Origin of the sequence: Anabaena sp. CS-542/02, from assembly GCF_028331085.1 — a bacterium.
GTDB lineage: Bacteria > Cyanobacteriota > Cyanobacteriia > Cyanobacteriales > Nostocaceae > Anabaenopsis > Anabaenopsis arnoldii.
The window spans coordinates 1-25724 of record NZ_JAQMTM010000021.1; the positions used below are offsets into that span (position 1 = coordinate 1).

22 protein-coding genes are annotated in these 25724 nt (G+C 42.8%); 11 read left to right on the plus strand and 11 right to left on the minus strand.

What is annotated here, in order from left to right; all coding sequences use genetic code 11:
• Together PN447_RS02000 and PN447_RS02005 are read right to left on the minus strand one after the other, a co-directional pair.
• A partial coding sequence (locus tag PN447_RS02000; RefSeq protein ID WP_271760386.1) for a hypothetical protein occupies window positions 1-185 on the minus strand: 185 nt, incomplete at its 3' end.
• Between the two features lie 347 nt (window positions 186-532).
• Window positions 533-766, minus strand: a complete 234-nt coding sequence (locus PN447_RS02005; protein ID WP_271760387.1) for a DUF3134 domain-containing protein — start codon at window positions 764-766, stop codon at window positions 533-535.
• Between the two features lie 208 nt (window positions 767-974).
• Here PN447_RS02005 and PN447_RS02010 point away from each other — a divergent pair, with 208 nt between their 5' ends.
• Both PN447_RS02010 and PN447_RS02015 read left to right on the plus strand, forming a co-directional pair.
• Window positions 975-1895: a class I SAM-dependent methyltransferase gene (locus PN447_RS02010; RefSeq protein WP_271760389.1), complete on the plus strand. Its 921-nt coding sequence runs from the start codon at window positions 975-977 to the stop codon at window positions 1893-1895.
• Between the two features lie 324 nt (window positions 1896-2219).
• Window positions 2220-3086 (plus strand): 6-carboxytetrahydropterin synthase, encoded by an 867-nt coding sequence (locus tag PN447_RS02015; RefSeq protein WP_271760391.1) that lies wholly within the window; start codon window positions 2220-2222, stop codon window positions 3084-3086.
• A 265-nt stretch (window positions 3087-3351) separates the two neighbouring features.
• On the opposite strand, the gene murJ is transcribed toward PN447_RS02015, so the two are convergent.
• The 3 genes from murJ to PN447_RS02030 all read right to left on the minus strand — a co-directional run bounded on the left by murJ (window position 3352) and on the right by PN447_RS02030 (window position 7092).
• Window positions 3352-4956 (minus strand): murein biosynthesis integral membrane protein MurJ, encoded by a 1605-nt coding sequence (murJ, locus tag PN447_RS02020; protein ID WP_271760392.1) that lies wholly within the window; start codon window positions 4954-4956, stop codon window positions 3352-3354.
• A 19-nt stretch (window positions 4957-4975) separates the two neighbouring features.
• Entirely contained in the window at window positions 4976-5482 is a 507-nt protein-coding gene (locus tag PN447_RS02025; protein ID WP_271760393.1) for a pentapeptide repeat-containing protein, read from the minus strand.
• Window positions 5483-5586: 104 nt separating this feature from the next.
• A complete protein-coding gene (locus tag PN447_RS02030) occupies window positions 5587-7092 on the minus strand; it encodes an LCP family protein (RefSeq protein WP_271760395.1) in 1506 nt (501 codons plus the stop codon).
• Between the two features lie 115 nt (window positions 7093-7207).
• Between PN447_RS02030 and PN447_RS02035 the strand changes: the two genes are divergently transcribed.
• From PN447_RS02035 to PN447_RS02055, 5 genes are all read left to right on the plus strand, one after another.
• Complete coding sequence (locus tag PN447_RS02035) at window positions 7208-8272, plus strand: mannose-1-phosphate guanylyltransferase (RefSeq protein ID WP_271760397.1); 1065 nt, start codon at window positions 7208-7210, stop codon at window positions 8270-8272.
• A gap of 197 nt (window positions 8273-8469) precedes the next feature.
• Window positions 8470-10116, plus strand: a complete 1647-nt coding sequence (locus PN447_RS02040) for an ABC1 kinase family protein (protein WP_271760399.1) — start codon at window positions 8470-8472, stop codon at window positions 10114-10116.
• Window positions 10117-10351: 235 nt separating this feature from the next.
• Window positions 10352-11332, plus strand: a complete 981-nt coding sequence (locus PN447_RS02045; RefSeq protein ID WP_271760401.1) for an ABC transporter ATP-binding protein — start codon at window positions 10352-10354, stop codon at window positions 11330-11332.
• A 5-nt stretch (window positions 11333-11337) separates the two neighbouring features.
• Window positions 11338-12126: an ABC transporter permease gene (locus tag PN447_RS02050; RefSeq protein WP_271760403.1), complete on the plus strand. Its 789-nt coding sequence runs from the start codon at window positions 11338-11340 to the stop codon at window positions 12124-12126.
• Window positions 12127-12240: 114 nt separating this feature from the next.
• On the plus strand, window positions 12241-13089 hold the full coding sequence (locus PN447_RS02055) for a DUF6920 family protein (RefSeq protein WP_271760405.1): 849 nt from the start codon (window positions 12241-12243) through the stop codon (window positions 13087-13089).
• A gap of 157 nt (window positions 13090-13246) precedes the next feature.
• Here PN447_RS02055 and guaA read toward each other — a convergent pair whose 3' ends face one another.
• The 5 genes from guaA to PN447_RS02080 form a co-directional block, all read right to left on the minus strand.
• Window positions 13247-14866, minus strand: a complete 1620-nt coding sequence (gene guaA / locus PN447_RS02060) for a glutamine-hydrolyzing GMP synthase (protein WP_271760407.1) — start codon at window positions 14864-14866, stop codon at window positions 13247-13249.
• A 221-nt stretch (window positions 14867-15087) separates the two neighbouring features.
• Window positions 15088-16203 carry a cobalt-precorrin-5B (C(1))-methyltransferase CbiD gene (gene cbiD, locus PN447_RS02065; RefSeq protein WP_271760409.1) on the minus strand — a complete coding sequence of 372 codons (1116 nt, stop codon included), beginning with the start codon at window positions 16201-16203 and terminating at the stop codon, window positions 15088-15090.
• Window positions 16204-16219: 16 nt separating this feature from the next.
• On the minus strand, window positions 16220-16519 hold the full coding sequence (locus tag PN447_RS02070; protein WP_271760411.1) for a DUF7734 family protein: 300 nt from the start codon (window positions 16517-16519) through the stop codon (window positions 16220-16222).
• Between the two features lie 5 nt (window positions 16520-16524).
• Complete coding sequence (locus PN447_RS02075) at window positions 16525-17118, minus strand: DUF3177 family protein (protein WP_271760413.1); 594 nt, start codon at window positions 17116-17118, stop codon at window positions 16525-16527.
• A 352-nt stretch (window positions 17119-17470) separates the two neighbouring features.
• Window positions 17471-17704: a Calvin cycle protein CP12 gene (locus PN447_RS02080; RefSeq protein WP_271760415.1), complete on the minus strand. Its 234-nt coding sequence runs from the start codon at window positions 17702-17704 to the stop codon at window positions 17471-17473.
• A gap of 379 nt (window positions 17705-18083) precedes the next feature.
• Here PN447_RS02080 and PN447_RS02085 point away from each other — a divergent pair, with 379 nt between their 5' ends.
• The gene (locus tag PN447_RS02085; RefSeq protein ID WP_271760417.1) at window positions 18084-19313 is read left to right on the plus strand and encodes an FIST signal transduction protein; all 1230 of its coding nucleotides are present in this window, start codon (window positions 18084-18086) and stop codon (window positions 19311-19313) included.
• 1 nt (window position 19314) lies between these two features.
• Here PN447_RS02085 and PN447_RS02090 read toward each other — a convergent pair whose 3' ends face one another.
• Entirely contained in the window at window positions 19315-20415 is a 1101-nt protein-coding gene (locus PN447_RS02090) for a metallophosphoesterase family protein (protein WP_271760419.1), read from the minus strand.
• A 290-nt stretch (window positions 20416-20705) separates the two neighbouring features.
• Between PN447_RS02090 and trmB the strand changes: the two genes are divergently transcribed.
• The 3 genes from trmB to PN447_RS02105 all read left to right on the plus strand — a co-directional run bounded on the left by trmB (window position 20706) and on the right by PN447_RS02105 (window position 25711).
• Window positions 20706-21353 carry a tRNA (guanosine(46)-N7)-methyltransferase TrmB gene (gene trmB, locus PN447_RS02095; protein WP_271760421.1) on the plus strand — a complete coding sequence of 216 codons (648 nt, stop codon included), beginning with the start codon at window positions 20706-20708 and terminating at the stop codon, window positions 21351-21353.
• A gap of 47 nt (window positions 21354-21400) precedes the next feature.
• A complete protein-coding gene (gene ygfZ, locus PN447_RS02100; RefSeq protein ID WP_271760423.1) occupies window positions 21401-22384 on the plus strand; it encodes a CAF17-like 4Fe-4S cluster assembly/insertion protein YgfZ in 984 nt (327 codons plus the stop codon).
• Between the two features lie 123 nt (window positions 22385-22507).
• Window positions 22508-25711, plus strand: a complete 3204-nt coding sequence (locus PN447_RS02105; protein ID WP_271760424.1) for a glycoside hydrolase family 15 protein — start codon at window positions 22508-22510, stop codon at window positions 25709-25711.
• Window positions 25712-25724 lie beyond the last annotated feature (13 nt).

Below are 25724 nucleotides of genomic sequence, written 5' to 3' on the forward strand. Positions count from 1 at the left end.
GGACAATGGTCTTTTAAGGGGCTATTTTTCTTACTAAAAATACAGACTTTGTACTGTTTTTCTCCCTTGTCACCTTGTCCACCTTGTCCACCAAGTCTTGTCCTTGTAAGAGGAGGGGACTGGATTTTATTGTTTTTTGTGCGGTCGGTGAGCGAAGTCGATAGCGATAGCGTGGCGTTAGCCATACATACCGTGTTCACCAATCCTTCCCATTCCCTATTCCCTATTCCCTATTCCCTGTTCACCAATCCTTCGGTGTTCCCTGTTCCCTGTTCCCCATTCCCTAAGATAAAAATTACCTGTTGAAAACTTATCAAACATCCTCTTAGATTGTCTCTTTAGAATAACTGTAAGTTTGTCATCTATCCTAGGGTAGAGATAAAAGCCCCCATCTAATAGGTATAGAGAAGAGACAGGGGTTCAAAACCCCCGTCTCATAGCAGAAGTCGGATAAATCCGACTAGATTTAGGCGTAATTAACAAGTTAATTTAGAATATCCAGGGGTGATTATTCAGTTCCGTGAAAAATCTGCTAATCTTCTAAGTCCATGCTGACATCATCTTCATCATGATCATAGTGAATATCATCAAGCTCAATCATGTCAGAAATTTCTTCTACTGAATTCAGTCCCCGATATTCTTGAGGTTCACGCTCTATAAGGCGACCATTTGACTTCAACCATTCTAGTAAAACAAACTCATTACTAGTACGAATTACGGTAGCTCGTTGGTTACGAGGTGCTTCACTCAAGGGGCCATTAGACATAATATAAAAACCTCAATTTTTAGGATCAAAACTAGACTGGCTGCAACTGACGTCATCCCTTATTAAGCGTCTCGACCATCTGTGAGACTAACACACACTCAGTTACTACATTTAGGTTAGCTACAATGGAATGTATTACTAGAGTAAACCTACACAATTGTATCATAGGTAAACAAGGCTGTTAAACCCAAACCAAACCCAAAACAATATGACTGCTGCGACAACAACTTCTATTGGTTTAGCCTCCCGTTTGGTAAATGGTATCCTGGCTATCAAACCTTTAGCCAGTGTAGCCAAGCATCAAGCTAGACAAATGATGATTAAACGCGCTGAAAAAATTGGCGTTCCCTGGACACAAGAAGTCAAAAGCTTACAGTCCCGTGATTGGACACCAGAACTCACAAAAGTTCACAATCCCCAGGTTGCTTACCCAGACTACTATCTCACCTCATTTCATGCTTACGACAGTGGTAATCTCAGTTGGCAAGCTGCTTTTGAAGTAAAACCCGCAGCCCATGCTGTTCATGCTAAAATCTGGCAGGATGCAGATACCCAAGGTGATGCTAAACTACGTCAGAGTTACCACGATATTCTCACAGCTTCCCTTCCCCATCCTCCTCAAGATATTCTAGATGTGGGATGTAGTGTAGGACTAAGTACCTTGGCTCTACAAGCAGTTTATCCCCAGTCTCAGATTACAGGTTTAGACCTATCGCCTTACTTTTTAGCCGTTGCTGACTACCACGCCCAACAATCTCAAGCTCACATCAATTGGCTCCATGCTCCCGCAGAATCTACTGGGTTACCAGATGCATCTTTTGACTTAGTTTCTATTTTCCTAATGTGCCACGAATTGCCCCAGTCAGCAACCCGAAATATTTTCGCAGAAATGCGCCGGGTGCTGCGTCCCGGTGGTCATTTAGGGATTATGGATATGAATCCCCAATCAGAAATATACAAGAAAATGCCCCCCTACATTTTGACCCTGCTCAAAAGTACTGAACCTTATTTAGATCAATATTTTGCTTTGGATATTGAGCAAGCCTTAGTTGATGCTGGTTTCCATGTTCCCACTATCACCAGCAACACCCCGCGTCACCGTACAATTATAGCTCAAGTCAGGTGCTGATTTGTAGATGTTGACTTCCGATACTTTTTTGCTAACTAATGATCACAAATACATAAACTGAGCAAAAATGCTTTGTAAATACCAGCCAAAACCTTTTTTGTTAAGGATACGACAGGATCAATCCCCTTGAGTCGTGTTTCATCCCCTCGCTCAAGCGTAGGGGTTATCACGCTCCCACTATGTTTTGATAGCGCAGCGCTGCTGTAAGCAGATCGCACAGCTAGTGAATATATTCTCAGTCACACAGTGATCCAGGAACCCAATTAGTTTATGCTGTAAATAGTGAAACTTTAAGAAATGTTGAGCTAGGTTTACAGAATACTCATGCAATGTATTGTTAATCGTCGCGCTCAGTTTTCGGCTAGTCATCGGTATTGGTTACCGGAACTGAGCGAAGCCGAGAATATTGAGAAATTTGGTGCTTGCTCTAGATTTCCCGGACATGGACACAACTATGTTTTATTTATCTCCATGGCTGGAGAACTGGATAAATATGGTATGGTACTTAACTTGTCTGATGTCAAACACGTAATTAAACGCGAAGTTACCAGCCAACTAGACTTCTCTTACCTTAATGATGTATGGGCAGAATTTCAAGAAAATCTCCCCACTACAGAAAATATTGCACGGGTGATCTGGCAGCGTCTAGCACCGCATTTACCCTTAGTCCGTGTGCAGTTATTTGAACATCCTCAACTTTGGGCAGATTATACAGGAGACGGAATGGAAGCTTACCTCAGCATCAGTACCCACTTTAGCGCCGCCCATCGGCTAGCTCATCCTCAACTGAGTAACGAAGAAAACTCGCAAATTTACGGAAAGTGCGCCCGTCCCCATGGTCACGGACATAACTACCATCTAGAAGTTACCGTTAAAGGGGAAATTGACCCACGCACCGGGATGATTGTCGATTTAGGGGCGCTGAATCAGGCTATTGAAGACCATGTAGTAGAACCATTTGACCATACCTTCTTAAACAAAGATATCCCGTTCTTTGCCGAAGTTGTCCCCACCGCTGAAAATATCGCCCTATATATCAGTAACTTACTGCGATCGCCCGTTGAAGAACTAGGTGCTCGACTGCACAAAATCAAACTAACCGAAAGTCCCAATAACTCTTGTGAAATCTACTGCACACAGTCAGATACAAATACTGTCAACGCGGTAAAATCTGAACCAGTTTTAGTTTAAACCTCAACCGGGACTACAACCCCTCCCTTCCAGAGGGGAGGGGGTCAGGGGGTGGGGTGTTTATTTCCCTCTCCCTTCCAGAATGTACAAAAACTGCTGATAAATTATACAGAGGGTAGTAAAGCCCGCTTAGATGATTATCAAGTCACCCAATTAGCGGAAGACACGGAAAAACTAAGTTTACTGCTTCTGGAAGGAAATAAACGGACTAGTCTCAGCATTTGTTTATCAACTTTTTTACTGAGAACATAAGCTTTAATTATTACTATCTCTTCAGCAATCTTTGACGCATCCCCACTGCAAAACTATTCACCTCTGGTATTTTCAAGCATGAGGCCATGATAGCAAAAACCAAGATAGCCACTAAACCCGATACACATAACTGTAACAGTTGAATAATTAACCCCTGTGTACCCAACAACTGCTGTAAACTAACTAAAGTACCAAAACTAGCAAAACCAGCCGCAACACTACCCGCGGTTAAACCCAAAATTGGTATACTCCACTCACGCCAAGGTAAACCATTGAGTTTACGGTCAAGTAACCATAATAGCATGACTACAGAACTAAAGTTTACACCTACGGTTGCTAAAACAATCCCAGTCGCCCCAAAAGGTTTAACCAAAATTGCATCAAGTACAGCGTTAAGGAAAATGTTAAAAGTACTAATCCTAAAAGGTGTTTGTCCATCTCCTAGAGCATAAAATACCCGTACCAACACATCCCGCCCTAAATATACAAACATCCCCACACCATAGGCAATCAGCAGGGATGAAACCAGCTGTGTGGCTTGTTGTTGGAAAGCACCCCGTTGATAAATTATCTCTACGATGGGGACAGATAACACCACCATTAACGCTCCTAATGGTAACATGGTGACGGCGGTGAGTAAAATTCCTTGGCGAATGCGTAACTTTAGGTCTGGCCAATGTTCGGGAGCCGCTAACTTAGCAAACATTGGTAATAAAGGTAACAAAATAATATTAGAGATAATACCCAGGGGAGTTTGCACTAGGAGATTGGCATAGTTAAACCCAGCGGCCGCACCGGGTATAGGACTAGCAAAGTAAAGGTCTGTGACGACATTAATCGGCATCATCCCGGAGGAAATAGTAGCTGGTGTCATAATTTTGATCATCTCTTGCACTCCAGGGGATTTAAAATCAAACCGCAGGCGCAATGTACCTAGTCCTAAGCGCCACTGAACAATTAACTGGGCTAACCATTGGAGAATTGCGCCCCCTAGGGTTCCCCAAGCTAAGACCATACCACCAATGAAGGCGTATTCTGGTTTAATAATATCTTCACCTAGTTGCCAGGTTAAGATGGCAATGCCGGCAATCACAGTTACACTGGATAATAGGGGACTGATGGAAAGTAACCAATATTGATTGGCGGCGTTGAGGGTACCAAAACCAATACCTATTAAACCCGCAAATAAAGCCATAGGTGCCATAATGCGGATCTGTTGAATGGCGATCGCCCTGGTAGTGGATTCTAACCCATAACCAACAATATCAATGATGGTATCAGCAAAGAAAATTTGAGCCAAGGTCACCAGTAGGAGTAATCCACCTACCAGAGTTGTTACCGTTTCTACCAGGGGGGCGCTTTCTGAGCGTGAGCGCTTGGCTAGAACACTGACAACCGCACTGTGTAATGGTCCATTGACCCCACCCAGTAAGATTAAGAGAAAACCCGGAATAATATAAGCGTAACTATAAGCAGTAGCCGCAGCCCCAACACCAAAAGCCGCGGCGATCGCCTGCTGTCGCACTAAACCAAAGACTTTACTAATTAATGTAGCCGCCGCTACTATCCCCGCAATTCCCGCCAAGGAACGAGGGGGTTTCTGGTCTTCTTGAGTCACTTACTATACCTGACAACTATTACCGACATCCTAAACTATCCCGTGTCGCCACCCCTGTAACCGGATTAATCCCCTCAGCGCGATCGCACATTAAAGAAACTTGATAGCGGTCTATCAAAGCATCCGTAAAATCAGCACCAGTGATGTCCGCATCAAAAAACCGACTCCGGGTCATAGTTGCTTCTGTAAAAATAGCATTCTTTAAATTTGCCCCATCCATAGTCACCCGGTCAACTAAAGCCCCTGTGAGATTTGCACCTTCCAAATTAGCATTTAATAACACCCCCTTAGTCAGAATCGCATTGCTTAAATTTGCGCCTTGGAAATTTGCTCCCCGCATTTCCGCCGCCACAAAAGTTACCCCAGATAAATCAATGTTGGAAAAATCACGATCTTGGAGACTAGCATTACTATAGTTGATTGTGCTAATTTGAGCCAAAACTGGTTGAGGATTAATTAGCACCCATAACCAAGTCAAAACCACAATTACCAGCCAACTGAATAATTTAAGTAAAAACTTTTGCATAACTCTAAAAACTTTGTTGATGATCATTAGCCAATAGTTTAGTAGACTATGATCCCTAGAGGGAAAGCAAAGTCAAATCATGACTAATGACTAATGACCAATGACTATTTCCAATCTTGACCAATACGAATGGTGATATCCGATTCTAAATCGCCAATTGCCGAAACATTAATTTTACCCAAGCCAATAATGTCATAAAGTTCAACTCCCGTGCGTCGGTTTCCTCTGTGAACAATAATCTGAGTCTGTCTGTGGGGGTCAGTCCAATCCGACACAGCATGAACATTTGTAAAACCTTTTTGTTTGAGATAGTAAATAACCTTTTCAGTCATCTGAGGTTGATTGGAAGCATTTTGAATGGCAATTCTCAGGTTTTGGACTGGACGTACATCAGCGTCAACATCAGGTACATCTATCCCCACATAATTATTCAATAGAGTCTGCTGTTTATTCAGATTCAGCCAATAACTATTGGGATCTTGACTAAAGCGGCTGAAATTACCAGGTAGAATGGTCATTTGCAAATTATCATCTTCCAGGTTCACCGAATAATTTACCAAGGCCATCATTTCTTCTATTTTGAGATTGGTATCAAAATATTTCCGCATCAGACGGGTTAAATGAGGTAATCTCGGTAAGACAGTGGGACTATTGACCTGTTGCATTAAGGCTTTAATTAGCACTTGCTGTCGTTGTACTCTTGGTAAGTCCCCTAATCCTGGTTCGCGGTATCGAGCAAATTTTTCTGCTTGTTCACCGTTGAGGGTTTGCCAACCACTGGGCAAATTAATGGATTGATGGCTATAATCTTGATATTGCATACCTTGAGGTACAAAAACATCAACCCCACCCAATTGATCAACTAACTGCCTTAACCCACTAGTGGAAATACGTAGATATCTATCTATAGGAGCATTATTTAAAGTCCGGCTAACTACCCGTGCTGCTAAAACAGGCCCCCCTTGAGCATTGGCTTCAGACACCTTAGTTAAACCTCTTTCTGGGATACCAATCATGGTATCCCTGGGAATTGACAAGACCCGCATAGTTTTATTACTAGGGTTGAGTCTGACCAGCAACATGGTATCACTGGTTCCTGTAAAACTTTCCGGAGAGCCATCAATACTACCTGGCACCGGATCAACTCCCATAATCAAAATATTCATCGGTCGTGACAGCTTATACTGGGAAATTTTGCCCCATAATTCCCCAGGTAAGGGTGTTTTCTGATCATCTCCACCAGAAAATCCCAATTCTTCATCTGTTCGGTCAAGATTACTCCATAGTGGAGTCCACAGCGCCAAACTCGATACTAACAGACCTGAAAAAACGATCCCCACCACGGTCGTCAATGTCCACAGTAGCCATCGAGGTACACTCAAGCCTAACCTTTGGTAAATATCCCGGGGAATTACACCCACAGACTCAACAACACTCGGGGAAATAGTTTCTGGTTCGTGGGATACTATCTCCAGTTCGGATGGTGATGGCTGTTGAATCCCCAGATCATTTTCTCCCCATGATACCTGTTGAGTTCTTTCCTGTACTTCAAACTCTGGTAATTCTTGAAAGGTCACCTGATTTTCTAACCATTGAAATTGTTTAATCACAAATTATCTCCCCAATCAACCACTACCTTAAGGTCTGTTAATCGCATCCACAAATCCTGCCAGTCCAAAAGCTCACTGTACACTGATAATGATCTGACCTAAGTGTGTAGATAACATGAGTAATTCACTCTTCCCTGTAATTCTCGCGGGTGGCAAAGGTGAGCGTTTTTGGCCCCTCAGTCGCCAAAACCGACCTAAGCAATTTTTAAGCCTTGATGGTAGCTCTAGAAGTCTCTTACAAGCAACCGCCGATAGGTTATTAGCGGTTACCACTGGCTGGAATGACCTCTGGGTCATTACTTCTAGTCAGATAGCCGGAGGTGTCAGACAACAACTACCCCAACTGCCATCTCAAAATTTACTCATTGAGTCCCAGAGACGAGATACAGCCGCTGCTGTTGCCTGGGCAAGTTTAGAAATTAAGCGGCGTTACGGAGAAGATGCTATCATCGGCTTTTTTCCCTCTGACCACTGGATAGCTGACCAAGAAGCATTTGTACATACCTTAAGGGCTGCTACCGAGCTAGCGGCCAGCACAGAGGCCATTGTCACTCTGGGGATCAAGCCTACTTTCCCATCAACTGGTTACGGCTATATTGAACAAGGCGAAAATATTGGTAGATTTAATGATTTGCCAGCCTATCACGTCAGCCGCTTTACTGAAAAGCCTAACCGTGAAACAGCAGAAACTTTTCTATCTACGGGGCGTTTTAGCTGGAATAGCGGAATGTTCGTATTTCGAGCCGGGGTGGTTCTCAAGGAACTCTATACCCATGCGCCAGAAATTATTGAACCATTAGAACAACGAGGCCCTGATGTATATCCTCAGTTGCTTAAACAGAGTATAGACTATGCTCTCATGGAAAAAACAAATTTAGCATATGTCTTACCAGTTGAATTTGGTTGGGATGACTTGGGAGATTGGAATGCACTGGAGCGCTTACTGAAAAAACCTGAGAATCCGAATGTAGAACTAGCTACCCATGTGGCATTGGATACCCATGGTGCTATTGTTTATGCTACCAATTCAGAGGATGTAATTGTTACTATTGGTTTAGAGGATGTTGTGATTGTGCGCGATCGCAATGTAACTCTTGTAGTCAAGAAAGACCGCACTCAAGAAATTAAACAGATTCTCAAAACCCTTGCAGATGATCCCCGATTTACTGAACTGCTATAAATCCTAGGCTCTGAGAGTTAAAACCCCAAGCAGAGGCTAAGGATTGGTTGCATTCATTATAACTGATATGTGTGTTGGCAAGACTTAGGGAGCAGGGAATAGTAGCGCCCCGGTCATGAGACTTTGATTTTAGACCCGTGCTGTACTATCTCGATTCCCTACTTCCCCTCTTCCCCCTCTCCCCCTATTTCCCCAGAATGTTCCTTACCCAAACTGTTCCCCGTCAAAGAGAAATTATCGAAGTAGTCCTCCGCAATGGCTGGGACTATATGCGCAGACTACTCACCGGTGGTCAAGCTGATGAACCTCAACTACCCACACCTGCGGTTTTAAAGAATATCCTGGTGGATTTGGGCCCAGTTTATGTCAAACTCGGTCAACTACTTTCCACCCGGCCAGACCTACTCAGCGCCGCCTACATTGAGGAGTTATCCAGTCTCCAGGACGAAGTACCCCCAGTTCCCTGGTCAGAAATAGAAGTATTAATTCGTCAGCAGCTAAAAGACTCACTCGAAGAAACATTCAGCACAGTTAATCATGTCCCTGTAGCGGCCGGATCAATCGCTCAGACTCATCGAGCTACATTAGTAGATGGTCGAGAAGTTGCTCTCAAGGTACAACGTCCGGGAATTGATCTCACCGTTACTCAAGATATCGTTTTAATTCAAGGTATTGCTGATTTAGTAGCGCGCACAGAGTTTGGGCAAACTTACGAAATCAAAGCGATCGCCGCTGAATTTACCAAAGCTTTAGAAGACGAGTTAGATTTTACACTGGAAGCAGGTTTTACAGACCAGCTGCGAGGTAATTTATCCCGTAGTCGCTGGTTTGACCCCACCCAACTGGTTGTTGCACAAATCTTCTGGGAATTGACCACCCAGAAATTATTAGTCATGGAATGGCTAGATGGAGTACCTTTACTGGACGCGAACTTAATCCCCAAGCAAAAAGGTAACGATGCTCACACCCAACGCCGGGAAATCACTACTTTGCTATTTCGGGCTTTTTTCCAGCAAATATATATTGATGGCTTCTTCCATGCTGACCCCCATCCTGGAAACTTATTTTATCTCGCAGATGGTCGCATTGCGCTTTTAGACTGTGGAATGGTGGGCAGACTTGATCCCCGCACCCAGCAGATCCTCACAGAAATGCTTTTAGCCATCATTGATTTAGATGCGGGTCGATGCGCTCAACTAACTTTACAGTTAGCAGATTCTTCTGGTCTGGTGATTTTGTCCCAGTTAGAAAATGATTATGATCGCATGTTGAGGAAGTATCATCATGTCAGCTTGAGTGATATGAATTTCAGTCACATAATTTATGAAATTCTCCAACTGTCCCGTCAAAATAAAATTCGCTTACCCAGCAATATGGGCTTATATGCCAAAACCCTGGCTAACTTAGAAGGGGTAGCTCGTGTATTCAACCCACAGGTGAATTTATTTGACGAAATCCAGCCATTAATTACAGACTTGTTTCGACGACAACTACTAGGGAGTAATCCACTACCATCACTCTTAAGAACTGCCCTAGATATTAAGAGTCTATCATTACAATCTCCCCGGCAAATTGAACTATTATTAGAGCGAGTTACTTCGGAAACCTTACAGTGGAATCTCTCACTGCGTGGTTTAGATGGTATGCGGCGCACTCTGGATGACGCAGCTAACAGATTATCTTTTAGTATTTTAGTAGGTTCTCTGATTATGGGAGCCGCTATTATTTCCACCAAAGCCCAAACTACTCAACTGTCATTTTTAAGTAGTGTTCTGTTTGCTGCTGCTAGTTTATTAGGTTTGTGGCTAGTTATTAGTATTTTACGCTCTGGGCGTTTAAAGTAACTGTTGAAAAAAACCTCCTAAAATCTACTGATGTCAAAATGGGTCATATTTCTTGTATTTATAAGAGGATGTTTGATAAGTTTTCAACAGGTAATTTTTATCTTAGGGAATGGGGAACACGGTTCGACTTCGCTCACCGACCGCACAAAAAACAATAAAATCCAGTCCCCTCCCCTTACAAGGGGAGGGTTAGGGTGGGATAATTTTGGATCTCACCGCTACAGGAAAATGCTATATGTCAATTATTACTGTTGAAAATCTGTGTAAATTTTACCCAGTGGCGGTTAAGGATCCGGGGATAAAAGGCACGCTCACCCACTTTTTCCGGCGCACTTACCGCTCTATTAAAGCAGTAGAGGATGTTTCCTTTGAAATTTCCCCCGGTGAGGTGGTGGGTTTTTTGGGACCCAATGGTGCTGGTAAAACTACGACCCTGAAAATGCTCACAGGGCTGATTCATCCTTCTGGCGGTACAGTTAGAGTGGCCGGATACGTGCCATTTCTGCGCCAAGAAAGATTTCTGCAAAAAATTACCTTGGTCATGGGTCAAAAACAGCAGTTACTCTGGGACTTACCAGCCCTAGATTCTTTGAAAATCAACGCTGCTGTTTACAACATCTCAAATCAAGAATTTCACAGAAGGGTTGGGGAATTTACACAGATGTTGAATCTAGAAGGAAAGCTGACCCAACCAGTGCGGAAATTATCTTTAGGTGAACGGATGAAAGCCGAACTGTTAGCAGCACTGTTGCATCATCCTCATGTATTGTTTCTCGATGAACCGACACTGGGACTAGATGTAAATGCTCAGGTGGCGGTACGGGATTTTTTACGGGAGTATAATCGCCGTTATCAAGCTACTGTGTTATTAACTAGTCATTACATGGCTGATATTACTGCTTTATGTCAGCGGGTACTATTGATTCACCAAGGAAAGCTGATGTATGACGGTAGTTTAGATGGATTGGTGGCAAATTTCGCACCTTACCGCGAAATCCATATTGAGTTAACCGAGCCGCTACCTAGAGAAAAACTCATGTTATACGGTGATGTCCAGTCCCTAAAGGGGCGTGCAGTGAGCTTTATCGTACCACGAGAAACCCTGACCAGTACAGTATCTCAAATTCTGGCAGATTTAGAAGTCATCGATTTAACAGTGACTGAGCCACCAATAGAAGAGGTGATTGGTAGAGTTTTTCAGGCGGGAGTGGTGTAATTTCAGTGAAAAAAATTCTTAGGAAAATCTTGACTTTGCTGTCTGTTTACTACGCCTATATGGTGGAGTATCGGGCGGAATTGATTTTATGGGTTTTGGCTGGCGCTTTACCTATTATCTTGATGGGTGTGTGGATACAGGCGGCCCAGGGTGGCGAGTTTGCTCTGACACCTGCAGATTTTGCCCGCTACTTTATCACGGTTTTCTTTGTGCGACAAGTTACTGTTGTTTGGGTAATTTGGGAGTTTGAAAAGGAGATAGTGCAGGGTAAGCTATCATCCCGCTTATTGCAACCCCTAGATCCAGTCTGGCACCATGTCGCTGCTCATCTCTCCGAAAGGGTGGCTCGTCTACCTTTTGCACTACTACTAGTTTTTTTGTTTTTTACCCTCTATCCTCAAGCTGTTTGGTTACCTAGTTGGTGGCAATTATTACTATTTTCTATTGCATGTATACTCAGTTTTATTTTACGGTTTGTGATTCAGTATACTTTTGCTATGTTCGCCTTTTGGACAGAACGCGCTAGTGCTTTGGAAAACTTCTGGTTTCTATTTTATTTATTTTTGTCGGGCTTAATTGCACCTTTGGATGTTTTTCCCGAAACTGTGCGCACAGTAGTTATGTTTACGCCTTTCCCTTATTTGATTCATTTCCCAGTTAGTCTTTTGGTGGGGTTACCTGTTGATGTTGCGGGGGGATTTTTAGCCATTTTAGCCTGGATATTCATATTTTTCGCGGTAAACCGCCTGCTGTGGCGTGGGGGACTAAAACGTTATTCTGGTATGGGTGCCTAAAATAACGTCACATTTTACTAACCAAAGGGGAGGTTTTTGGTAAATTTTAAAGGTGAGTGGTGTCAAAACACACATTTATATGTTATTTAATTTATATTTATCAGGTGTGTTTTTATGTCTATCAACATCCTCATTGGCATTTTTATACTGTTGGCGATCGCATTTTTGAGTCTGATCATCCTCAAAATCAGAACTAATCGCCAGGTCAATCAAATGTGGCGATTGTGTTCCCTGTGTTCTTCACAAGCCTCCCCGACACAGGAATACTTCAGTGAAGACATGATTACCGGATTACCACCCACTGTACAGCGTTACTTTCTACACGCTATTGCTCCAGGGACACCCTTAGCTCATGCTAATCAATTAAAGATGCAGGGGCGCTTGAGATTGGGAGCGGATAAATCTTGGCTTTCCATGCGTTGTCAAGAACTCATCACCTCACAAGGATTTGTGTGGAAAGCCATCATCGGTGGTAAATTATTACAGCTTAATGGTGCTGATTATTACATGATTAATGGTTTAGGGCGAGTGCAATTTGGACTCTGGGGATTAATCCCGATTATCAACGTACATGATCGGAATACTCTTCGTTCTAGCATTGGGCGCTTAGTACAGGAATTTGTCTGGTTACCATCCGCCTTGTTACCCCAGCAGGGCGTAGAGTGGCGAGAAATTTCTGATGACACCATTGAAGCCAGACTGAAGATAAATGATGAACCCGTTACCCTCACCCTAGTCGTTGATACTGATGGCAAAGTTTTAGAAATTTCTTCACCCCGTTGGGGAAATCATACAAACAATCGCAAATGGCGCTATATTCCCTTTGGCGGTAAATGTCACGCAGATCAAACTTTTGGTGGTTTTACCATTCCTTCTCAGGTCAATGTTGGTTGGTGGTTTGGTACAGAACGTTACTTTGACTTTTTTAAATGCACAATTAAACACGCTAAATTTCAATCTTAGTCAATTGGCTTATGGTTCACGGAATTGCGACCAGGATGTTATGACTATAGACACCGTGGAGCATGGTGGCTGATGCTACAGGAAATTGAAAACAAGATGAGGACACAGACCTATGTGTGTTGATCTGTGTCCATCTGTGGTTGAAATTAACCCGACATCATTCCCACTCTATAGTTCCAGGGGGCTTAGAAGTAATATCATAAACCACACGGTTAACCCCCTTCACCTCATTAACAATGCGATTAGAAATTTCTTCCAAGATATCGTAAGGTATCCGCGCCCAGTCAGCCGTCATACCATCTTCACTCGTGACAATACGCAGAACGATAGGATAAGCATAAGTGCGTTTATCCCCCATTACGCCTACACTGCGAATTGGTAGTAACACAGCAAATGCTTGCCAAACATCATGGTATAAACCACGCTTGTTAATTTCTTGACGCACAACCAAATCAGCATCACGGAGAATATTCAACCGTTCGGGGGTGACTTCCCCTAAAATGCGAATTGCTAAACCAGGACCGGGGAAAGGTTGGCGTTGTACAATTTCTTCTGGTAAGCCAATGGAACGCCCAACTTTACGGACTTCATCTTTAAACAGTTTCCGCAATGGTTCCACCAGTTTAAACCGCAGGTCTTTGGGTAAACCTCCAACGTTGTGATGACTCTTAATTTTTACTGCTACTCGTTCCCCTGTTTGCGGGTCTACGTTAGTATCAGCGGACTCGATCACATCTGGATACAGAGTACCCTGGGCTAAATAGTCAAAATGTCCCAGGCGTTTAGATGTTTCTTCAAATACCTGGATAAACTCATGTCCAATACGCCGGCGCTTTTCTTCTGGGTCTGTTACCCCAGCAATCATCGACAAAAAGCGATCGCGAGCACTAACATATTCTACAGGAATATGAAACTGTTCTTTAAATAGTTTCAGTAACCGTTCCGGCTCCAACTTACGCATAAAGCCTTGGTCAATAAACACACAGGTCAATTGTTCCCCAATAGCTTTATACAACAAAAAGGCCAGGGTAGAAGAATCCACACCCCCAGACAAAGCTAAAAGTACCCGCTTATCACCTACTCTGGCGCGAATTTCCCGAATTGCTTCTTCTACAAAAGCCTCTGTAGTCCATGTGGGTTCGCAATCGCAGATATGATAGACAAAGTTACGAATTAAGGCCAGTCCCCCCAGAGAATGTACTACTTCAGGATGGAACTGGACACCATAAAGTTTTCTTTTGTGGTCAGCAATGGCGGCACAGGGTGTATTATCTGTGTGTGCCAACACTTCAAACCCTGGTGGCATTTTGGTCACTGAATCTCCGTGACTCATCCACATGGTAGTACCATCTTCCACATTAGTCAGTAAGTCTGTGGGGTCATCTATATATAGTGATGCTTTACCATACTCTCCTCGCTCTGCTTTAGCCACTTCCCCATGGAGTTGGTTAACCATCAACTGCATACCATAGCAGACACCCAGGACAGGAATACCTAAATTCCAGATTTCTTGGTCGCAATGGGGGGCGTGTTCCACATAAACTGATCCCGGTCCACCAGAGAGAATGATCCCCTTGGGATTTAATTTGCGTAATTGTTCGGATGTTGTGCGATAAGATAGCACTTCTGAGTATACTTGAGTCTCGCGGATTCTGCGCGCAATCAGTTCAGAATATTGGGAGCCGAAGTCGAGAATTACAATCATTTGACGATCTAGCCCCCCCAAATTGTCTATTTGAGGTGCTTGTTCGGTTGGTAGAGTCACCGATGTATTCATGGGGAGTTGTAAATGTAAGGTAAACAGTCGCTCTATAGCCTAAGTGAAAACCATTCATTCCCTGCTGATGCTGGTAAATGGCTGAGTTGATCCCCAACAAACGCAAGGTTAAATGCGCTTGCTAGACAATGTTGATGGCATAGTTTTAAAAGAATAACTGATCCAAGGATGGATACTGAAAAAAATATTTATGGGGATTATTTATGATTATTCATATTAAACTAACACAATTTTTCCATTAACATGCAACCGATTTTGCTCTTGATGAGAATTTGCCGATCGCGATCAAACAGAACCGAGCCGCACAGTGTTGCTGCTGCGCCTCTGGTACTATGACTTTGAATGTATGCTTGGGAACGAGTATCAATAGCCTGAGCGATCGCAGTATAAACTTGATTAACCCAATCACTACCCGTCACAGTATCCAAGGTTCTTAAGTATTTTAATGCAGCCTCAGCCGTAGGACTTTCAAAAACAGACTGTATATCGTGGGAATTTAAACCCACGAAGGCACAATGGGCGGCTAAAATTTCCCGACGGCCATCAGCCAACTGGTGATGAGTATGAAAAATCCCCCCAGCCAATTTCATCAGTTTTCCGTGATAACCAAATAACAAGATTTCCTTCACACCCAACACATCTGCTGCTACTAACATTGGCCCCAACCAGTTAGCAGTTTTTACCATTTGTTCAGGATTGATTCCCAGTTGACGCGCCAAATCTAGACCATTTTCGCCGATGCAAAATACCAAATTTTCAAACCGACTGGCTTTATGTTCTAACTCAGTGCGGAAAGCTGTTAATTGCTCTGGTGTGCTTAAAGGTTGAGAAATACCAGTTGTCCCCAACAGCGAAAGACCTTCCACCACACCAAAAGCAGGATTAGAAGTGCGCACAGCCAGCGATCGCCCGAATGGTAGAATAATATTGACAGTGATTTTCTCATCAGCTGCTAGCATCCGCCGTAGATTTTCTTGTAGCAACCTGTGAGCATAAGCATAAATCGCCGGCTGATAGTCCGCATTTAGCTGTTTACCAATTCCTTCCCCACCTTGAATAATTACAGGCTCCCCATCGCCCACACGCCATTGCACCAGGGCCCAAATTGGTGTATTTCTGGTTAAATCCAGATTATCACCTGGTTCGCTGCGGGTAATTGCCAAAGCCATATGATCAGATAGACCTGCTACCTGTTCAATGGGTATTTCTGCCATTTCTGCGGGTGAAATCAAGTCCACCGACACAGATGTTAGAGCTTGGTCATGGCGTAACCAGTGTAACGCCGCCATAGCAGAAGCACAGGCAAAAACCGGGAGAGTGTATCCAGAAACAGACATGATAATTAAATGATTATTACACACCAACTGCTGACAGTAGATCTTCCATAGCTTCCCCAGAAAGTCCTTTTTGGATATAATTGGGAGCTTCAGGATTGTAAGGGCTTTGGATGCGGTCAATATTCAAAATTACCGCCTCGTCCGGGATAACTTGTACATCCGGGTCAAATGCAGTTGGGCGCATCAAGGAACTAGAGAAACCTTTAAAAATAGCAACTTTATCTTGATAATTGGCGATTTCCAATGTTACCAGCAGAACTTCTTGGGGGCGTTTGGTGGTGTATTGTTCCAAGCGTTTACCAATGCAATTATTCATCTCAACTAGTGTTGTACTGCTGAACGTCCTTGTTTTCCTAGCTTCACAAGTACAAAGTAGGTTAAGTACACTACATAGATTAATAAACTCAGTATAGCCAAAAAACCGAGAAACACAGGTGTGCTATTCTCATGGAAATATTGTTTAAACAGTAAGGGCGCTTCCAACCAAACTTGACAATAGGGAGTTTTGATAGCACTTTCCGAGACAGCACACCCTAAAAAAGGCACAAGAGCAATTGCACCCAAAATAGAATAAATAGTCACACCCCAGCGCCAAGAGGTAAAAATCAGTTTTAAAGGGCTACTTTGCTGGTAATCAATTTCATCATTGAGGTCTAGCCAAAACCAGAGGGAAATAGGAATGAGAATCCGCCCGATGAACCCAGATATAAAGCTGATTGGGTACTGACCAATCATTAAATAGACGGTGATGGCTAATAGACTGGATACCCGCCAGTAAATGGTCAACAGGTGCTGTATTGCTTCGGCTTTTTGTACAAATGCCCAAATTAGTAGAATTACAGGAATAAATACTAAAAATAATAATGCCAGTCGATAGTCAACCCAGACATACTGGCGAAACCAAACTTCATTCATAATTTTTTCTGAGGTTAGCAATAATAAATTTCAATCAATTATTCACCGGATGGGTTTAATTTCTAGTTAAAAAAAAACAAGCAACTGGGAGAAGTTAAAGTTTAATATCTTGCATCAGCCCAAAGCATCATCGGCACAGTTAAGGAACTTGCGCCGAATTTATGAACTAGCAACCCCAGGGAAGCCCAACCTTAACCTCTGGTATCATATGAATCTAGTATAAATAATATACTGACCCAAACCTCAGATGATTAAAAGAGATGGATTTCGATTTAATCTAGGGTTAGCTTCAAGGAGCAAGATAACAGTAAGTAGATATAGTTGCTTGCTTATTCTGATAAAACTTTACTTTTTAGTCGTCGTAAACCCTGCACTCAAGAGCGTCTGGGTTATCATCACAGTACTGTTCTAGTGAATTTTTTGGCTTCTTGTTACGCTGGTGCGAGGCTTCAGCTTGCAGTTCTTCGACTGCATCCCAAGCAGCGGCACACTCAGCAGAGTTACTACCGGAAATATCACAGACAGCACGAGCTTGTTCTATTTCGCCTTGGATTTTATCTTGGATTTTTTCTTGGGTGTCGCTCATAGTTTAGTCTCTTTGTGTGCTTTGCGTCCTAGTATATAAAAACTTTCAGAATGGAGTCTTGTTGTCGGCTCGTCCACCATTCTAACTACTTAACCTGTTACGTTAAGTATTTTAGCTTAATCATCCATGATCAATACAAAATTAAAGGAACAACAACAAGGTAAACTAAAGACAGGCATTTTTAAGAGTCCTGATGGCAGGGGGTAAATATCAGCCAAGAGTAGAATTAATCGCGCTGTTATATTGTATAATAAGTTTCCTAAGTACCAATATCAGATCATCTGGTGTCAATGTATGGTACTTCAATATATGTAGTAGGGGAAAAATCACATACTACTAATACTACTAACTATAGTAACAAAAAAACAGCCTAAAATTCATGGCAGAGCAAATGCAGTGGGCAAATGCCCTATCAACCCGTCCTTCTTTAGAAGCAGCTATTACAGATGTAGTAGAACAGGCTATGTCGTCATTAACAGTACCTGCGGATTTGGGGGTGATCTTCATTTCGTCTGCTTTTGCGAGTGAGTATTCCCGAGTTTTACCCCTGTTGGCTGAAAAACTTTCCGTACCTGTAATCATTGGGTGTAGTGGTCTGGGGGTAATTGGGACTACAGCTACAGGCGAACCTCAAGAATTAGAGGGAGAACCTGCTATTAGTCTTACCTTGGGATATCTACCAGGTGTGAATGTGGAAGTTTTTCATGTGCTCGGAGAAGAATTACCTGACATGGATAGTTCACCAGATGCTTGGATAGATTTAATTGGTGTGCAACCATCACCTACCCCCCAATTTATTTTACTGTCTAGTGCCTTTTCTTCAAGAATCAATGATTTATTGCAGGGGTTAGATTTTGCCTACCCTGGCTCGGTAATAGTCGGGGGACAGGCTAGCTCTGGGGGTGGAAGTAGTCAAATATCTCTATTTTGTAGTCATGATGCCCAGGGGATACATCAACGCCTGTATCGTGAGGGGACGGTAGGCTTGGTTTTGAGTGGCAATATTATTTTAGAAACCATTGTAGCTCAAGGATGCCGACCCATCGGCCAGCCAATGCAGGTCACAAAGGCTGAACGTAATATCATTCTGGAACTAGATCAAAAAGTGCCGCTGATGGTTTTACGAGATTTGATTGCTAGCCTGAGTGAAGAAGAGCGGATATTGGCACAGCGTTCTCTGTTTGTGGGTCTAGTGATGGACCAGTTTAAGCTATCTTTACAACAGGGAGATTTTTTAATTCGTAGCATCTTGGGGGTAGATCCGTCTGCTGGAGCGATCGCCATTGGCGATGTCATCCGTCCTGGTCAACGCCTACAATTCCAACTGCGTGATGCCCAAGCCTCCGCTGAAGACTTAGAATTACTCTTAGAAAGGTATCAAAAGCAAGAAAATTTACCACCGGCGGCGGCTTTCATATTTTCCTGTCTGGGTCGTGGTCAAGGTCTTTATGGCCAATCCAATTTTGATTCGGAGTTATTTAGTCGCTACATTCATCATATACCTATAGGTGGCTTCTTCTGTAATGGGGAAATAGGGCCTGTTGGTGGGAATACTTTTGTACATGGCTATACCTCAGTTTTTGCAATTTGTCGCCCGATGATTAGTTAACCTACCCTAACAGGAGAGTGCTGTGGTTATCAATTAGGGTAGGAATACCACTAGTCATCGCACCATAGGTCTGAAGATGGCGACGTACTTCTAAGGGAAATTGCGGATACTCTAATAAAGCGTCTCCATCGGCAACATTGGCCCAAAAGTCCCGCAGATCAGGAGCTATTTTTTCTGCTACTGTCAATGGGAGGTTTAAGGGGTGCTGAGTTAATAACTTCACCAGGAAGGGGAAAGAGCGATCGCCCATCCACTGACGTGATAAATTTTGCAGATGGGGGAAATCAGGTACTGTTTCTACCCGGTGTGATTGAATTTGTAACCACTCTCTACCGTAGTTATCCTCTTGAAACTGGAAAACCCGGTACGGATGAGGATAACTCACTAAGGAACCAGTGGTAATATCATAAACCCCTTGGGAGTAAGCAACATCCTGAATGTGTAAATGCCCTGTAAATACTAATTTAACGCCATAATTACGCAGAACTTGCAATAATTGCCCAGAATTTTCCAACATATAGCGCTTACCTATAGGATGGCGCGATTGTTCCGGTAGATGCTCAATCACATTATGATGTACCATTACCAGCACCAATTCATTACCTGCTGCTGTGAGTACCTCTTCTAACCATGTCAGTTGTTGAGTATCCAAACGCCCTACTTGCTCACCCTGTTCATTAAAAAAGTTAGAATTGAGTCCAACTAGTCGTACTCCTGGCAACAGTTGCTGTGTATAGTAAAGTTGGTCAGGATTTTCGTAGCCAAACTTGCGGTAATATTGGGGAAAATCAGCAAACCCAATTGATTGCTCATTGGCCATCACCACAGGAACATCATGATTACCAGGAACAACATAGGTGGGAAAAGGTAGCTTCCCTAATCTTTCTTGCAACCAGATATGATTTTCCGGTTCACTGTGCTGAGTTAAATCTCCGGGAAGCAAGAGGAAATCTATATTAAGTTGTGTTAAGTGTTCTATGGCGCTTTCAAAAGCAGGGATACTCACCTCCACCAGATGAAATCGGCTAGGATGATCCCAGATAGTATGAGGAAGGGTAATATGTAGGTCGCTAACTACGGCAAAGCGAAAATTTAAAGCCATTGATTTGGAGGATAATGTTAAAAACTAGATACAAAAACTCTTTTATAAAAAGTATAACCCTTGCTGGTAAAACCTGTTATAAGTGATCATTTGTAACGGTTTCCTAATTCGTGAAAACAGTTAAAATAGCTCAAAGTATTAAAATATCAACTGATAATTATTGAGTTATCTAATAGTTGTAAAGCCCAGAAAGTGTAAATTCATGGGAAAATGACAGGCTATAAAATGGCAGAATTAGAAGATTTGTCAGATTAAAATAAAGTTGGTAACTAATAAAAGGAGTATTAATTTTGGCAGTAGTCAGAGTGCGACAACACGTTAACCCACTGGCAAGAAAGTATCAAACGCCGGCAAATGCTATAGAATGGGAAAAGGTTTATACACAGCCAAACCAACCACTACATCTAGATATTGGCTGCGCTAGGGGCAGATTTTTGTTGAAAATGGCGCAGATAGAAACCAACTGGAATTTTCTGGGTTTGGAAATTCGAGAACCTTTGGTAGTGGAGGCGAACCAGTTACTATGTGAGTTTGGTTTAACTAATCTCCATTATTTATTTTGCAATGTAAATAACTCATTGCGATCGCTGTTATCCTCGTTAACTCCGGGAACTTTACAGCGTGTAACTATTCAATTTCCAGACCCTTGGTTTAAAAGCCGCCATGCTAAACGCCGGGTAGTACAACCCGAACTAGTGGCTGAATTAGCTGATTATCTGACCGTTGGGGGGGTTGTGTTTTTGCAGTCAGATGTTGAGTTTGTCGCCACTCAAATGCGCGACCAGTTTGCTGAAAATCCCGCATTTGAGAGACTTGGTACAGAAGAATGGTTAACAGAAAACCCTTTACCAGTACCCACAGAAAGGGAAATAGCGACTCAAAACAAAGGTGAATCGGTATATAGGGCTGCATTTGTGAGAAAAATTGTAGTAACCTAATTAAATGTAAGCCTAATAACTGTAAAACAGGGCAACTCTTCATCACCATGTCAACATCTGCAACTGACGCTCAACACACAGCAGCCATTCAAGCCGCAACAGAAGGGGTTGCTGTATGCGATCGCTCCCACTGGGGGCGTATACGAGTTTCTGATGATGACCGAATCCGGTTTTTACACAATCAAAGCACCAACGATTTTCACAGCCTCAAGCCAGGCCAGGGCTGTGATACTGTGATGGTATCATCCACCGCTCGCACCATTGACCTGGTAACTGCATACATTTTAGAGGATGCAGTGCTGTTACTTACCTCCCCTAGCCGTCGGGAGTTGCTGATGCAATGGTTAGACCGGTATATCTTTTTTGCTGATCAAGTGCAATTGACAGATGTCACAGATGAAACATCGACATTGAGCCTCATGGGTGCCAAGAGTCATACTATTGTAGAACAGCTGGGTGCTGGTGCAATTATCGGTCAGGCCTATGGTAATCATCAACTAGTTAACGGACTCATGATTGCCGTGGGTAGTGGCTTGACGACACCGGGATATACAATTATTATGCCAGCTGCACAGAAAGAGAAAATATGGCAACAGATTGTAGCACTAGGGGCGGTAGAATTGAGGAATAGTGCCTGGGAAACATTACGGATTTTACAAGGAAGACCAGCCCCCGATGCAGAACTAACAGATGATTATAACCCCCTAGAAGTTGGCTTATGGCAAACAATTTCCTTTAACAAAGGTTGCTACATCGGTCAAGAAACCATCGCCAGGCTCAATACATATAAAGGTGTAAAACAGCACCTATGGGGCATAATTCTGAATGCACCTGCATCAGTGGGGAGTGCGATCGCCATTGGCGATGAAAAAGTCGGTAAACTTACTAGTTACACCGCAACCGTGAATGGTCACTTTGGACTAGGTTATATTCGCAGCAAGGCTGGTGGTATTGGCTTAAAAGTCCAGATAGGACAAGCAGAAGGTGAAGTAGTAAAAGTACCCTTTGTTTCTCACCAATACCCTCAATAACCCAGAGGGCTTATATACAAAATCTGTCAATCATGACAGACCCATCTGTGGTTAATTGCTCTCCTGTGATCCATACAATTTACCCCACATATTCTTACGCCTGAATTTCCTAAAATTAAGATTATGCAAACAGTCACCGAACTGCAAACAAGACTCGAACATTACTACCAGCAAATCAAGACAATCATCCTCGCGCGTCAGAATCCAATTACCGGGTTGCTTCCTGCGAGTACAGCCATCACCGCCCACGGTGATTATACAGATGCTTGGGTAAGAGATAATGTTTACAGCATTTTAGCAGTTTGGGGTTTAGCACTGGCATATCGCAAGACTGACGAAGACAAGGGACGTACCTATGAACTAGAGCATAGTGTCACCAAATTGATGCGGGGACTACTATTTGCGATGTTGCGTCAATCCCATAAAGTAGAGACATTTAAACATACTCAGTCACTCCTGGATGGCTTACACGCCAAATACAACACAGCTACCGCCGACATTGTCGTTGGGGATGATGAATGGGGACATTTACAAATTGATGCTACATCTATATTTTTACTGATGCTGGCACAAATGACCGCTTCAGGATTGCAAATTATTTACACCATTGATGAAGTAAATTTTATCCAAAATCTGGTTTACTACATTGGACGCGCTTACCGGACACCAGATTATGGCATTTGGGAACGAGGTAATAAAATTAATCATGGTAGTGCTGAACTCAATGCTAGTTCCGTGGGTATGGCGAAATCCGCCTTAGAAGCTATCAATGGTCTAAATTTGTTTGGTGTGCGTGGTGGTGAAGCATCAGTTATTCATGTCCTACCAGATGAAATTGCTCGCGCCCGAATTACCTTAGAATCTTTATTACCTAGAGAATCAGCTTCTAAAGAAATTGATGGCGCACTGTTAAGTATTATTAGTTATCCTGCTTTTGCAGTAGAAAATGTGCAATTACGCGATCGCACATTTAATGATATTATTCGTAAACTCCAAGGAAAGTATGGCTGCAAACGCTTCTTGCGGGATGGACACCAAACCGTTTTAGAAGACAGCCAACGCTTGCACTATGAACCTTGGGAACTGAAGCAATTTGAGCATATTGAATGCGAGTGGCCGTTATTTTTTACTTACTTATTTCTCGATGGGTTGTTCCGTGGTGACAGTCAGCAAGTCAAAGAGTACCAGGAACGTTTGGAGTCATTACTCATTCAACGTGATGGCGTGGGTTTATTACCAGAACTATATTATGTCTCAGCCGAAAATGTAGCAGCGGAAAAATTAACGCCCCACAGTCAAACTCGCTTACCTAATGAAAACATCCCCTTAGTCTGGGCGCAAAGTTTATATTTTCTCGGTCAACTATTAGATGAAGGATTAATCGCAGTGGGGGATATTGACCCCTTAGGAAGACATTTATGTATAGGTAAAAAACGCGAGGCTTTAGTACAAATCGCCTTACTAGCTGAGGATGAGGAATTACAAGCTAAACTAGAAGTCCATGGAATTGAAACTCAAACACCGAAGCAAGTAGAACCAATCCAAGTCAGAAAAGCCGAGGAACTTTCGGCTATTTATACTCAAATTGGACGTAATGATAAACTGGGTTTAACTGGTCGTCCTGTGCGGCGGTTACGGAGTTTGAACACATCTCGATTTTTTCGGATTCACGGAGAGACAATTGTATTTTTACCTTCGTTTTTAGATTCCCAACAGTTTTATTTAACCCTTGATTATCATTTTTTACTGGATCAAATCAGAAGTGAACTCGCTTATATTCGAGATTATTGGATTGATTTAGGTCGTCCTACTCTAACTTTAATGTTAACCCATAGCATGTTAGAAATCGGTTCTGAGGCTTTATTAGAACTGATGCAGGAACTTAAAGATGGTGTGTGTAATGGTGTAAAGGTAAAATTGGGACGACTCAATCAACTGATGCTAACAGCGGGGATGCAAAGAATTGATTTTCTCCCAGATGCAGATTTCTCCCAATCGCCAATGCAAAATGCTGCCCCCCCTTGCTATTATCTGGCTTATCATCCTGGGGGACGGTTAGGAAATACCCAAGAATTTCAGATGGAGTGCGAGACTAACTTGCGATTTTTGCTGGCTTCTTTGCGCTCATCGTCAAATATCTATGAACAAATAGAGTTATTACAAACTTTAACTCGGTTGGAGGGATTAACTTTTGATACAGGTATTGGGGGTCCACAGCATACTGTAACCGTGGCTGATTTACTGGATGAAGTCTACACCAAAGCCGGTAATTTAGGTATTTGGGCGGTGGTACGTCGCGCTGCTGGATTAAGACAAATGGTTGATATTGGCTTATCAGATACAGTCACGAGTATTTTGGTCAGAGGTAAACAAATTGCTGTGGGTAGAGCTTACAGTCAGTCATCACTGATGATAGTGCCTATGTCCCACCGAGAAATTACTGAGAAAATAAATCATTTCTGTCGGGAAGATATCCGCGATCGCGTCCTCACACAAGAAATTATTATCTATCTTGGGGTGTTAATGCGATCGGAACCTCAACTGTTTAAAGGTTTACTAACTCTGAGAGTCGGCTATCTGATCTTATTAATTACCAGTGAATTAGCACAAGAGTTGGGTGTCACCCAAGATGAAGCCTATGAACAATTGATGGAACTGTCACCCTTTGAAGTGAAAATGCGCTTGCATCAAGTATTAAGAGGTTATACAGGTATTAGTAAATTATTACGCCAACAGGAATCACTGCACATCAAGCAAAAAGAAAGCGATATTGCTTGGGTAGTGCTACCGACAAACGAAAAAGAACAAAGCACAGTCCCCCCTGGTGGTTGGCGGAGATTTCGCCAAGCCGAAGGAGCATTAAACCGAGTCCCTAAAGACTTCTTCCAGCAGGTTTGGCTATTAATGAAACATTGTAAAGGAATTGTGATTGGCGATAAACTAGAGCGTCGCAATCGTTTAGATAGTGAATTAATTTTATCAGAAATGACAGCCGGGGAAAAGAACTTTGCCCTGAGAGTTGAGCATTTACTCAATAAAATTGAGGCTCCAGAATACCGCCAAGTCAATGTTGAAGCCTTGATGGAATTAGCCACAATTGTCGCCAATAATCCCAGCTTACAAATTGAGGAGTATATAGTTTTAGATGTATTAATTGGTCATGCTGTGCGATTAGCATGGTTAGAACAACATCCCGAACGAGGCGATCGCTATGATGAAGATAAAGCTTCAGCCTGGCAATGCTTTTATAATACCTCTCCTCAAGATTGTGTAAGTTATATATTGAAAGCCTTAAGATTCTTAACAGAATTTGTCAAAGATATTTAAATCTAGATTCACG